13 protein-coding genes are annotated in these 12,173 nt (G+C 72.1%); 2 read left to right on the top strand and 11 right to left on the bottom strand.

What is annotated here, in order from left to right; all coding sequences use genetic code 11:
• Window positions 1-47: 47 nt before the first annotated feature.
• From AMK31_RS22680 to AMK31_RS22655, 6 genes are all read right to left on the bottom strand, one after another.
• A complete protein-coding gene (locus AMK31_RS22680; RefSeq protein WP_073942458.1) occupies window positions 48-644 on the bottom strand; it encodes a sugar kinase in 597 nt (198 codons plus the stop codon).
• Window positions 641-1,786 (bottom strand): ROK family glucokinase, encoded by a 1,146-nt coding sequence (locus AMK31_RS22675; protein WP_073942457.1) that lies wholly within the window; start codon window positions 1,784-1,786, stop codon window positions 641-643. The genes AMK31_RS22680 and AMK31_RS22675 overlap by 4 nt, the downstream gene beginning before the upstream one ends.
• A 56-nt stretch (window positions 1,787-1,842) precedes the next feature.
• Complete coding sequence (locus AMK31_RS22670) at window positions 1,843-2,673, bottom strand: ATP-binding cassette domain-containing protein (RefSeq protein ID WP_073942456.1); 831 nt, start codon at window positions 2,671-2,673, stop codon at window positions 1,843-1,845.
• Complete coding sequence (locus AMK31_RS22665; RefSeq protein ID WP_073942455.1) at window positions 2,670-3,704, bottom strand: ABC transporter permease; 1,035 nt, start codon at window positions 3,702-3,704, stop codon at window positions 2,670-2,672. Before AMK31_RS22665 ends, AMK31_RS22670 begins: the two co-directional genes overlap by 4 nt.
• Window positions 3,701-4,705 (bottom strand): sugar ABC transporter substrate-binding protein, encoded by a 1,005-nt coding sequence (locus AMK31_RS22660; RefSeq protein ID WP_073942454.1) that lies wholly within the window; start codon window positions 4,703-4,705, stop codon window positions 3,701-3,703. The genes AMK31_RS22665 and AMK31_RS22660 overlap by 4 nt, the downstream gene beginning before the upstream one ends.
• A gap of 167 nt (window positions 4,706-4,872) precedes the next feature.
• Window positions 4,873-5,637, bottom strand: coding sequence for a GntR family transcriptional regulator (locus AMK31_RS22655; protein WP_073942453.1), 765 nt, complete (start codon window positions 5,635-5,637; stop codon window positions 4,873-4,875).
• A 103-nt stretch (window positions 5,638-5,740) separates the two neighbouring features.
• On the opposite strand from AMK31_RS22655, the gene AMK31_RS22650 reads away from it, so the two are divergent.
• On the top strand, window positions 5,741-6,763 hold the full coding sequence (locus AMK31_RS22650) for a Gfo/Idh/MocA family protein (RefSeq protein ID WP_073942452.1): 1,023 nt from the start codon (window positions 5,741-5,743) through the stop codon (window positions 6,761-6,763).
• Window positions 6,764-6,834: 71 nt separating this feature from the next.
• On the opposite strand, the gene AMK31_RS22645 is transcribed toward AMK31_RS22650, so the two are convergent.
• From AMK31_RS22645 to AMK31_RS22635, 3 genes are all read right to left on the bottom strand, one after another.
• Window positions 6,835-8,016, bottom strand: coding sequence for a cytochrome P450 family protein (locus AMK31_RS22645; RefSeq protein WP_073942451.1), 1,182 nt, complete (start codon window positions 8,014-8,016; stop codon window positions 6,835-6,837).
• A gap of 48 nt (window positions 8,017-8,064) precedes the next feature.
• Window positions 8,065-8,754, bottom strand: a complete 690-nt coding sequence (locus AMK31_RS22640) for a response regulator (protein ID WP_073942450.1) — start codon at window positions 8,752-8,754, stop codon at window positions 8,065-8,067.
• Between the two features lie 158 nt (window positions 8,755-8,912).
• Window positions 8,913-10,190 carry a sensor histidine kinase gene (locus AMK31_RS22635; protein ID WP_073942449.1) on the bottom strand — a complete coding sequence of 426 codons (1,278 nt, stop codon included), beginning with the start codon at window positions 10,188-10,190 and terminating at the stop codon, window positions 8,913-8,915.
• 201 nt (window positions 10,191-10,391) lie between these two features.
• On the opposite strand from AMK31_RS22635, the gene AMK31_RS22630 reads away from it, so the two are divergent.
• Window positions 10,392-10,592: a hypothetical protein gene (locus AMK31_RS22630; protein WP_073942448.1), complete on the top strand. Its 201-nt coding sequence runs from the start codon at window positions 10,392-10,394 to the stop codon at window positions 10,590-10,592.
• 1 nt (window position 10,593) lies between these two features.
• On the opposite strand, the gene AMK31_RS22625 is transcribed toward AMK31_RS22630, so the two are convergent.
• Entirely contained in the window at window positions 10,594-10,989 is a 396-nt protein-coding gene (locus AMK31_RS22625) for a ribonuclease domain-containing protein (protein ID WP_073942447.1), read from the bottom strand.
• An 85-nt stretch (window positions 10,990-11,074) separates the two neighbouring features.
• Window positions 11,075-11,986 (bottom strand): DMT family transporter, encoded by a 912-nt coding sequence (locus AMK31_RS22620; protein ID WP_073942446.1) that lies wholly within the window; start codon window positions 11,984-11,986, stop codon window positions 11,075-11,077.
• Window positions 11,987-12,173 lie beyond the last annotated feature (187 nt).

Raw genomic sequence — 12,173 nt, 5'->3', positions numbered from 1 at the left:
GGGAGGGTCTGACAACCGGCCCCGGCACCGGTCCGGGGCCGCTCTCGTCAGGGAACCGTGCGGGAGACGACGTACACCATCGGGTACGTCGGATTGCCGAAGTTCACGACGACGTTCTGCGACGGCTTCGGGTTCTTCTGCGTGCGCACGAGACCGTAGTCCGGGCCGGGGCGGGCGGTGGGGCCGGAGAACGTCCAGCCGCTGACGTCGCGGTCGCGGGCGCCGATGGTGATGTCGTCCTTGACGAGGTCGTGCCGGTCGGCGCCCAGCTCCGCCAGGAAGGCGTCCAGACCGTCGTGCGTGGTCTGGAACTGGACGTAGAGGCGGCTGGTCTTCCAGTTGTTCGTCTCGTACCAGGCGACCTTGTTCGCCGGATGCGGTATCGGCACCTGGTAGAGGCGGCGCTGCACCTTGGACGGCCAGCCCTCGGTGAGGCCGGTCGCGGAGTACTTCTCCTCCTTGTCCTTGCCGCTGTCGCGGCTCTGGTTGGCGGAGATCACCAGGTAGCCGGCCGGGATGCCGATGAGCAGCACGATGATCAGCAGGGTCAGCGCCCGGCGGCGGATCATGTGGCTCCGGTCCTCGGCGGGGCGCTCCGGCTCGTCCGCGGTGCCCGGCTGGTACGGCAGGGGCCCCGCCGTCACAGCGACCCCTCCGCGCGGCGGGCCTGCGCGTACCGTTCGTAGCGCTCGTAGCGCTCCACGCGGCGGCGCTTGGCGCGGCGGAAGCGGCGGGCGACCAGCCGGGCGAGGTCGGCGGCGCCGACCATGCCGGCCTCGGGGCCGAGCTGGGCGCGGACGATACGGGCCTCGGGGCGGTAGCCGCGCCCGGTGAGGTGGCGTTTGAAGGCGTCCCGCGCGGGGCCGATCAGCAGGTCGTCCGCGGCCGAGACGCCGCCGCCGATGACGAAGCAGGACGGGTCGAGGGCGGCGGCCAGGTTGGCGATGCCGACGCCGAGCCACTGGCCGATGTCCTGGAGCAGCTCGACGCACATCGCGTCGCCGTCGCGGGCCAGCTCGGTGATCATGGGGCCGGTGATGTCGCCGATCTGCCCCTTGACGTGCTCGATGATCCCGTACGCCACCGGTGAGTCGGCGGCGGCCAGCTCCCTGGCCTCGCGGACCAGCGCGTTCCCGGAGCTGTACTGCTCCCAGCAGCCGCGGTTGCCGCACGGGCAGCGGTGACCGCCGGGCACCACCTGCATGTGGCCGAACTCGCCGGCGACGCCGAACTTGCCGCGCTTGACCTGGCCGTCCTCCAGGATGGCGCCGCCGATCCCGGTACCGAGGGTGATCATGACGAGGTGGTCCTCGCCGCGGCCGGCGCCGAAGCGCCACTCCGCCCAGGCGGCGGTGTTGGCGTCGTTGTCGACGAGCACGGGGACCGCGAGGCGCCCGGCGATGCGGTCGCGCAGCGGTTCGTTGCGCCACGACAGGTGGGGGGCGAACAGCACCCGGTTGCGGTCGGCGTCGACCCAGCCGGCCGCGCCGATGCCGACGGCGTGCACGTCGTGCCGGTCGGACAGGTCCAGGACCAGCTCGACGATGGTGTCCTCGACGACCTTGGGGCTCTTGGACCTGTCCGGGGTCTCCGTGCGCAGCTTCTCCAGGATGTTGCCGTCGGCGTCGACGACCCCCGCCATCACCTTGGTGCCGCCGATGTCGATGCCGACCGTGGGCACGCGGGGTGCGGTCAGGTGGGAGCGGCGTTCCCGGGTGCCGATCGTTCTGAGGGCAGGGGCACGCCGGGAGCCGATGGGGGCGGTGAAGGTGCCGTAGGTGCTCATCGCCGCCGATTGTGCCTCACGGGGGTGCGGGGTGCCGAACCGCGTGGTTCCGGGTTCTATGCCGGGTGCGGCGCCGTCGTGGTCGCTCGCGCCCCTTGAAGACCCTTCAGTTCCCGGCGCAGGTCCGCCAGGTCGGTTCCGCCCGCCATCTGGTCCGTCAGCTCGTCCAGCGTGATCTCGTCACGGGTGTGGTTCCCGACCATGGCGCCCCGCCGGAGCAGGACGAAACGATCGCCGACCAGGTACGCGTGATGCGGGTTGTGCGTGATGAAGACAACGCCCAGGCCCTCGTCGCGGGCGGCCGCCACGTACTTCAGGACCACGCCCGACTGCTTGACGCCCAGGGCGGCCGTCGGCTCGTCGAGGATGAGGACCTTGGCGCCGAAGTACACCGCCCGCGCGATGGCGACGCACTGGCGTTCGCCGCCGGAGAGGGTGCCGATGGGCTGGTCGACGTCGCGCAGGTCGATGCCCATGCGGAGGAGTTCGGCGTGGGTGGTGCGGCGCATGTGGTCGACGTCCATGCGCTTGAAGGGGCCGGCACCCTTGCGGGGTTCGGAGCCGAGGAAGAAGTTCCGCCAGACCGGCATGAGGGGGACGACGGCCAGGTCCTGGTAGACCGTGGCGATGCCGCGGTCCAGGGCCTCGCGCGGGGAGCCGAGGCGGGTCTCCTCGCCGTCGACGCGGAAGATGCCGGCGTCGTGCTGGTGCAGACCCGCGATGATCTTGATGAGGGTGGACTTGCCGGCGCCGTTGTCGCCCAGGACGCAGGTGATCTCGCCCGGGTGGACCTCCAGGGAGACGCCTTCGAGAGCGCGGACGTTGCCGTAGTGCTTGCTGACGCCGGACAGCTCCACGAGCGCCGTGCGTATCGCCGTGTCCGTCATTTCGTGGCCTCCGCGCGCTTGCGGACCCAGGCGTTGAGCAGGGTCGCGAGGAGCAGCATCGCTCCGAGGAAAAACTTGAACCAGTCGGGGTTCCACTCGGCGAAGACGATGCCCTTGCTGGTCATGCCGAAGATGAACGCGCCGACCGCCGAGCCGACCGCGCTGCCGTAGCCGCCGGTGATCAGGCAGCCCCCGATGACGGCGGCGATGATGTAGATCAGCTCGTTGCCGACGCCCTCGCCGGACTGGACGACGTCGTACGAGAAGAGCAGGTGCTGGCCGGCGATCCAGGCGCCGAAGGCCACACCCATGTAGAGGCCGATCTTGGTGGCGGTGACCGGGACGCCCACCGCGCGGGCCGCGTCCTTGTTGCCGCCGACCGCGAAGATCCAGTTGCCGGCGCGGGTGCGCAGCAGGATCCAGGAGGCCACGGCGACCAGCGCGAACCACCACAGGATGGTGACCTTGAAGTCGACGCCGCCGATCGTGAGCGTGGAGGCGAAGACGTCGCGGGCGGCGGGGAAGCCCTCCATGTCGGCGATGGTCTTGGTGGAGACCGTCTCGGAGATCAGCTTGGTGAAGCCGAGGTTCATGCCGGTCAGCATCAGGAAGGTGCCGAGCGTGATGATGAAGCTGGGCAGCCCGGTGCGGGCCAGCATGAATCCGTTGAAGGCGCCGATGGCCAGGGTGGCCAGCAGGGAGACGCCGACGCCGACCCACACGTTGGCGGTCATCTGGTAGCTGAACATCGACGAGATCAGTGCGGACGACGTCACCAGGACACCGGCCGACAGGTCGAACTCGCCGCCGATCATCAGCAGCGCGACCGGCACGGCCATGATGCCGATGGTGGAGGACGCGTACAGGACGGTGCTCAGGCTGGAGGCGCGCAGGAAGCTGTCGGCGGCGAACGCGAAGAAGACGAAGACGGCGAGCGCGCCGACGACCGAGCCCAGTTCCGGGCGGCCGAGGAGTCTGCGCAGCGGGGAGGTGCGCAGCAGGCGCTCGTCCGTGGTGGTGGTCGCGCTCATCGGGTGCCCCGCTTCGTGTACTCCTCCAGCTCGGCCGCCTGGTCCTCGGTGATGATCTGCGGGCCGGTGAGCACGGGCTTGCCGCCGCCGAGCACGTCGGCGTTGTACCTGTACAGCCACAGCAGGTCGACGGCCTGGTAGCCCTGGAGGTACGGCTGCTGGTCGACGGCGAAGCCGAGGGTGCCGTCCTTCAGACCGGCGGCGACCTTGGCGTTCAGGTCGAAGGTGTCGATCTCGGCGTCGCTGCCCGCGCCCTGCTTGGCCTTGACGGCGGTGTCGGCGTACGGGGCGCCGAGGGTGACGACGGCGTCGACGGACTTGTCCGCCTGGAGCTTGGCCTCGATGGCGGACTGCACGTCGGGCATGCTGGTGCCGTTGACGTAGAGGCTCTGCACGTCGCCCTCGAAGGTCTCCTTGACCCCGGCGCACCGCTGCTCGTGGCCGACGTTGCCCTGCTCGTGCAGGACGCAGACCGCCTTCTTCCTGCCGCGCTCGTTCAGCTCCTCGCCGACGGCCTGCCCGGCGATGGTCTCGTCCTGGCCGATGTGGGTGAGCGCGCCGAAGTCCTTCGACTCCTCGGAGCCGGAGTTCACGGTCACCACGGGGATGCCGGCCTTCACCGCGCGGGCGACGGCGGCCTTCATCGCGTCGGGCTTGGCGAGGGTGACGATGATGCCGTCGACCTTCTTGTCGATGGCCGCGTCGACCAGCTGGGCCTGCTGCTGCGCCTCGTCGTCGTGGGAGTACAGGAAGTTGATGTTGTCCTTGGCGGCGGCTTCCTTCGCGCCGCTCTGGACGATGTCCCAGAAGGTGTCGCCGTCACCGGAGTGGGTGATCATGGCGAACGTCCAGCGGGGGGTGGTCACCGCCGCCCCGCCTCGGGCGGCCGCGGCCTTGCGGGCGTCCTCGGCGCGTTTGCCGCCGGTGCTGCTGCACCCCGCGAGGGACAGTGCCAGCGCCCCTGCCACCGCGATGCCTACCCAGGTCCGAAACCGTGCCACGAGGCCGTGCCCTTCTTGCTGTGTTCTGCGGTACGTCAGGGGCCGGTCTCACCGGCCCCAAACGCTCCAGTATCGAACACGGGGCCCGCGCCCTCGGCGACCGGGGAGCGTGAGTCGGTCGCATTGTCCTGACATTGCGACGTATCCGGCGCCGACGGGCGGGGCGCTCAGGGGCGTACGAGGAGCTGGAACTCGAAGGAGTAGCGGGCCGGGCGGTAGGTGTGGGTGCCGTACTCGACGGCGCGGCCGGTGTCGTCGAAGGTGGTGCGCCGCATGGTCAGCAGCGGGGCGCCCTCGATCTCGCCGAGCCGCTCGGCCTCGGCGGCGCCGGCGGCGCGGGCGCCGATGGACTGCCGGGCGCTGTGCAGGGTGATGCCGGCGGCCCGCATCAGCCGGTACAGGCCGGTGGCCTCCAGCTGCGCGGTGTCCAGGTCGAGCAGCCCGGTCGGCAGGAAGTTGCACAGGTACGCCATCGGCTCGCCGTGCGCGAGGCGCAGCCGCTCCACGCGGTGCACATCGCTGTCCTCGGCCACCCCGAGCGCGGCGGCGACCTCGGCTGACGCGGGGACGATCGTGTTGACCAGGACCTTCGTGGCGGGGCGCTGGCCGGCCGCCTCCAGGTCGTCGTAGAGGCTGCTCAGCTCCAGCGGGCGCTTGACCTGGCTGTGCACGACCTGGGTGCCGACGCCGCGGCGGCGCACCAGCAGTCCCTTGTCGACCAGGGACTGGATGGCCTGGCGGACGGTGGGCCGGGACAGGCCGAGCCGGGCGGCCAGCTCGATCTCGTTGCCCAGCAGGCTGCCCGGGGTCAGCGCTCCCCGCTCGATCGCGGCCTCCAGCTGCTGGGACAACTGGAAGTACAGGGGCACCGGAGAGCTCCGGTCCACGCTGAGGTCGAGCTGGACGGTCGGGTCGGCTTCTGGTTTCGGCACGGGCCGAGCGTAGCTTTCGTGACCGGTTGACGGGAAGTTGTGTAGTCCGATTGTCCGGACATGAGGATTGACAGTGTGCCCGGTCGGACCCCACCTTGATTCCATGCGCATCGGGGTCATCGGTACGGGTCGCATCGGCACCTTCCATGCGAACACGCTCAGCCGTCACCGGGACGTCGGTTCCCTGATCCTGACGGACGCGGACCCCGCGCGGGCGCTGGAGCTGGCCCAGCGGCTGGGCGAGACGGCCGCGCCCGGCGCGGACGAGATCTTCCGGTGGGGCGTGGACGCCATGGTGATCACCACGACGACGTCGGCCCACGCCGAGCTGATCGGCCGGGCGGCGCGCTCCGGGCTGCCGGTGTTCTGCGAGAAGCCGATCGCGCTCGACCTGCCCGGCACGCTGCACGCGCTGGCCGAGGTGGAGGCGGCCGGGACCGTCCTCCAGATGGGCTTCCAGCGCCGCTTCGACGTCGGCTACACCGGCGCCCGCGAGGCGGTCCGCTCGGGGCGGCTCGGGCGGCTGCACACCGTGCGGGCGACCACCTCCGACCGGACGCCGCCGCCCGCCGAGTATCTGCCGCTGTCCGGAGGGCTGTTCCGGGACACGCTGATCCACGACTTCGACATCGCGCGCTGGGTGACCGGCCGCGAGGTGGTGGAGGTGTACGCCACCGGGTCCGACGCCGGTCCGCCGATGTTCCGCGCGGCGGGCGACGTGGACACCGGCGCAGCGCTGCTCACCCTGGACGACGGCACCCTGGTCACCGCGACGGCCGCCCGGCTGAACGGGGCGGGCTACGACGTGCGCATGGAGCTGGCCGGGGAGCGGGACCAGATCGTCGTCGGCCTCGACGACCGCACGCCGATCGCGTCCACCGAGCCGACCGGGCCGCCCGCGGCGCCCCGGCCGTGGACCGGCTTCCTGGAACGCTTCGGGCCCGCGTACGAGGCCGAGCTCGCCGCGTTCGTGGAGGTGGTGCGGGGCGAGCGGGCCAACCCGTGCGACGGCCGGGAGGCCCTTCAGGCACTGCGCATCGCCGAGGCCTGCGAACGCTCGCGCCGCGAGCGCAGACCGGTGCGGCTGGCGGAGATCGCGGGCGGGGCGGAGGCGGTGTTCCGCTGAGACGGTGAGGCCGGTGAGCATGGCACACCCGGTGAACCCGGTGAGGTCGGCCATCACCGCACGGCGCTCGGCTACCACCGCACGGGAAGGCTCCGCATCCCCCGTATCAGCATTCCCGGCAGCCAGGCGCCGGGCGGGCCGTCCAGGGCGAGGCCGGGGGCGCGGTCGAGCAGGGTGGCGATCGCGGTGCGGGCCTCCAGGCGGGCGAGCGGCGCGCCCAGGCAGAAGTGGATGCCGTGTCCGAAGGCGAGGTGGGCGCGGGGGTCGCGGCGGATGTCGAAGCGGTCGGGGTCGGGATAGCGGCCGCCGTCGCGGTCGGCCGCGGTCAGGCCGATCATGACCGTCTCGCCCGCCTCCAGCCGGGTCCCGGCGATCTCCAGGGGCTCCGCGGCGTACCGGAAGGTCGCGGCCTCAACCGGTCCCTCGTAGCGCAGCATCTCCTCCACCGCGCCGTCGATCAGGGACATGTCGGCACGCAGCGCGGCCAGTTGCCCGGGGTGGGTGAGCAGGGCGTGCACGCCGTTGGTGATGAGGTTGACGGTCGTCTCGTGCCCGGCGATGAGCAGCAGGTAGGCCATGCCGCGCAGTTCCTCCGGGGAGAGCCGGTCACCGTCCTCGGTGGTGGTCTCGATCAGCGCGCCGAGCAGGTCCTCTGCGGGGCCGGCCCGGCGCTTGTCCTCGATCAGTTCCGTCAGGTACTCGCCGAGCCGCACCACGGCGTCCTCCCCGCTCGCCAGGCTGACCGGGGCGACGACCTCCGTGGACAGCTTGCGGAACGCCACGCGGTCCAGCTCCGGCACGCCGAGCAGTTCGCAGATCACGGTGATCGGCAGCGGGTAGGCGAACGACTCCACGAGATCGGCGCGGCCGAGCGGGAGCATCGCGTCGAGGAGGTCGTCGGTGATCCGCTGGACGCGCGGGCGCAGGGCCTCCACCCGGCGGGCGGTGAACGCGCGGGTGACGAGCGCGCGCAGCCGGGTGTGCCGGGGCGGGTCGGCGACCAGCAGATACGGCCCGATCAGCTCCTCGTCCAGCGGGGTCAGGCCGATCCGGCTGCCGTCCTTGGACAGTCTCGGGTCGGCGAGCGCGGCACGCGCCTCCTCGTACCCGACGACGAGCCAGGTCTCGTAGCCGTCGGGTTCCGGCAGCCGCACGCGGTGCACCGGGCCGAGCTCGCGCAGCGCGGCGTACGCCGGATGCGGGTCGGCGCGGAACGTGTCGCCGTACGCGCCCAGGTCGATGACTTCCCCCATGGCTCTTCCTCTCGCGTCGATCACCTGTCCAACGGACGGGCGGCCGGTTCAGTGCCCCGCCGTGGCGTCCTCCTCGGGCAGGTCCAGGAGTCCCGCGTCGTAGGCCAGCAGCGCGATCTGCACCCGGTTGTTGAGGTCGAGCTTGGCCAGGACGCGTGAGACGTGGGTCTTGACGGTGGGCACGCTCATGAACAGCCGGGCGGCGATCTCGGCGTTGGACAGGCCCCGGCCGACCGCGACGGCGACATCGCGTTCCCGCTCCCCGAGCACGGCGATGCGCTGCCGCGCGCGCGTACGGCGGGTGTCGGCGGCGGTGCCGGCCGCGTGGGCCATCAGCTGCCGGGTCACGGCGGGCGAGAGGACGGGGTCACCGGCCGCGACCTTGCGCACCGCGTCGAGGATCTCGGCGGGCGGGGTGTCCTTCAGGACGAACCCGGCGGCGCCCGCGCGCAGCGCCCGCAGCACCTGCTCGTCGGCGTGGAAGGTGGTCAGCACGACCACTTGGGGGGCGTCCGCGCGGGCACGCAGCCGCTCGGTGGCGGTGAGCCCGTCGACCACCGGCATCCGGATGTCCATGAGCACCACGTCCGGCCGGACCCGCTCGACCATCGCCTCGGCCTCGTCGCCGTCGGCGGCCTCCCCGACGATCTCGACGTCGTCGGCGCCGCCCAGCATGAAGGACAACCCCGCCCGGACCAGGGGGTCGTCGTCGACGAGGAGGAGTCGGATCGCAGTCATGGGGCTACGAAATCATGGCCGCCGGATGCCGCGCCCCGGACCGGGGACGGGTCTTGCGCCACGGCCCGTGCCGCGCGGGCGACCGCCCTCCTTACCGCCCTGCCTGCCACCCGGCCTCCCCCGCTGTACGTCCCCGCCCCCGCTGTACGTCCCCGCCCTCACCGCGCCCCGAGTCGCGAGGGCGCCTGCTCGTGCCACGGGAGCCAGGCGCGGATCTCGAAGCCGCCGTCACCGCGCGGTCCGTGCTCCAGGTGCCCCCCGGCCAGCGTGGCCCGTTCCGTGAGGCCGATCAGGCCCTGGCCGGAGCCGGGGACGGGCGGGACGTCGCCGTCGGGGGCGGGGTTGGTGACGTGGACGGCCAGGCCGTCGCCGGGGGTGCCGGAGACGCGGACGGTGACCTCCGTGCCGGGCGCGTGCTTGCGGGCGTTGGTGAGGCCTTCCTGGGCGACGCGGTAGGCGGTGCGGCCGACGGAGGCGGGTACGGCGGCGGGGTCGGTGACCTGGTTGACGAGGGTGACCTTCATGCCGGCCTGGCGGGACTCGGCGACCAGCGCGTCGAGGGCGGCGAGCGTGGGCTGCGGCCGGCCCGCGTCGTCGGGCTCCCCCGCGCGCAGCACCCCGATGATCTCGCGCAGGTCCTGCAGTGCCTCGTGGGCGCTCTCCCGGATCACGCCGGCCGCGCGGGCGATCTCCTCGCGGGAGGCGTCGGGCCGGAACTCCAGCGCGCCGGCGTGCACGCTGAGCAGCGTCAGCCGGTGGGCGAGCACGTCGTGCATCTCGCGCGCGATGGCCTCGCGGGCGAGCCGCTGGGCCTGCTCGGCCCGCAGCCGGGCCTCCGTCTCGGCGCGCCGGGCGCGGTCCCGCAGGCTCAGCATGAGCTGCCGTTTGGACCGGACGAACATGCCCCAGCCGATGACGGCGAGGGTGAGCAGCGCGGTGATCACGACGGACGCCAGGTACGGCAGGCCGGGTTCGGGGCGCAGCCAGAAGAGGAACGGGATCAGCGCGAGGTTGACGCCGCCGATCCAGGCGACGTGGCGGAAGGGCCGGTGCACGGCGACCGTGAACAGGGCGACCAGGCCGACCCCGCCGGAGGTGGTGGAGACCACGCTGAGGACGGTCATCGCGACGGCGAGCCCGACGGGCCGGCGGCGGCGCAGCCAGACGGCGGCGCAGGCGAGCGCGCCGAGCAGCTGGTCGGCGATCGCGAGGCTCTCGGGGATGGCGGGGTCGTCGGCGACGGTGTCCGCGCCGGCGATGCCGATGACGACGGAGAGCAGGAAGCAGGTGAAGTCGACGGCCCAGTCCCGCGCGGTGCGCCGGGGCCGTCCGGGCGGTGTGCCGTCCGGGTCGAGTTCGTGGATCACGGCGGACGGGAACAGCCACCGGCGTCCCGTGAACGCCGGCGTCTGCGGTGCCGTGTCGTCGTCCTTCACGGTCGACGAATCTACGCAGCCGGGGGCCTTGTCACCGCTCCGCGCGGGGCATTGTCGACGGAAGTCGCACGGCCGTGGACGAAAGTCGCACCGCGTGTGCCGTCCGGCGGGGCCGGGCAGCGGGAGACGGCGACTTCCGTCGAGGGGGTCTCGCCCCGCGGCCGATGCGTGTGGGGGGTCCGCGGGGCGAGAGTCCTGTCCATGAAACAGGTTCTGGAACTACTCGGTTTCCTCGCCCTGCTCCAGGGCGTGCTGGGTCTGGTGCACGAGTTCACCGACTGGAACACGGGGATCGTGCAGCGGGTCGGCTTCCTCGACGGTCACGAGCTCTTCGCCAGCATCGCCTTGCTGGTGCTGGCGGGGGCGCTGTTCGCCGTCGCGGAGAGCCGCAAGCCGGACTGACTCAGCAGTCGTAGTCGATCAGGTCGAAGGACGCGTAGTGGTCGGCGGTGTAGTAGTCCTCCTGGTGCTCCTCGCCGGTGACGATGCGGCGGGCCCCGCGCGTGGAGACGTTCGGGGTCTTGACCGTGTACTCGTGGTAGTAGCCGGTCGGCTGGCCGGGCAGGATGCCCTCGCGGTTCTGGAAGACGCTGCCGTCCTGCGTGTAGGGGTAGGGGCCGCCCTGCCCGATCAGGCGCAGGGTGTCGTACGCCTGGGAGGGCAGGTCGCCGTAGCAGACGCTGCCGACCGACTGGACGGCGGCGCCGGCGGGGGCGGCGGAGACGGTGCCGCCGACGAGGAGGGCGGACAGCAGGGCGGCTGCGGCGCCGATGCGAGATGCGCGTGGGGGGAATCTCATGCCCTCATGATGACGCGCGTAGACAATGACATGTCAATGACAGTCGCGGAGAATTTCCCGTGAAGACCCGGGAGTTTTCAGGGAGTTAACCTGCCACCCGGCGCCCCCACGCCGTGCCCACCAGCACCAGCGCGCCGCCCGCCAGACCGACCGTTCCCAGCCGCTCCCCGCCCAGCGCGATCCCGGCCGCCGCGGCCCACAGCGGCTCGGTGCCCAGCAGCAGGCTGACCCGGGACGGGGAGGTCCGCCGTACGGCCCACATCTGCACGAAGAAGGCGAACAGCGTGCAGAACGCGGACAGGAACAGCAGCCCCGCCCACTCGCGCGCGCCGAACGTCGCCGCCGTGCCCCACGGCGTGGTGTCGGCGCCGGCCGACAGCAGCGCGAACACCACGACCGACGTGCCCAGCTGAACGGTGGTCAGCGGCAGCGCGGACGCGTCCCGGACGGCCTTCATCCGCGACATGGCGAGCACGTGCGCGGTGCGGGCGACGGCCGCGAGCAGCATCAGCAGATCGCCGAGCGAGGGCCGCGTGAAGCCGCCGCCCTGGGTGAGCAGCACGACGCCGAGGACCGAGATCCCGGCCGCCGCGAGAAAGCCGCGCGAGGGCCGGACCCGGGCCACGGCGGCCTCGGCGAGCGGGGTGAGGATCATGGTGAGGCTGATGATGAGACCCGCGTTGGTCGCCGAGGTGTGCACGACGCCGTACGTCTCCAGCAGGAAGATCCCGCTGAGGATCAGCCCGAGCAGCCCCGCCCCGCGCCACTGGGCCGGGGTGAGGGCCCGCAGCACGCGCCGGGCGGCGACCACCAGGACCGGCAGCACGACGGCGAACCGCAGGACCAGCACCGCGAGCACGGTCCGCGCGGTGGTGATGTCCTTGGCGGCGAGATAGCTCGCGCCCCAGACCACCGCCACCAGCAGCACGGGCAGGTCGGTGAGCCAGGCACGGCGCGGCGAGAAGGCGCCGGGCACGGCGATCGAGGAGGAGGACATGGCGGCTGCGGCTTTCGTCTCCGGCGTGGTGCGGAGACGGCGGTGGCTCGCGCGGGGACGATCACGGTACCGGTGGGATCGATCTTCGGCCAGACGTTTGTGTCCTCACGGTTCCCAGGGTTTCCGGGGCTCTAGGTGTATTGATCACGAGCGTTGTTGACACTCGTCAGTGCTTGATCATGGCGAA

Source organism: Streptomyces sp. TSRI0107 (assembly GCF_001905845.1).
Lineage (GTDB): Bacteria > Actinomycetota > Actinomycetes > Streptomycetales > Streptomycetaceae > Streptomyces.
Note: the sequence above shows the minus strand (reverse complement) of the source record. Positions and strands in the feature narration are given on the sequence as shown.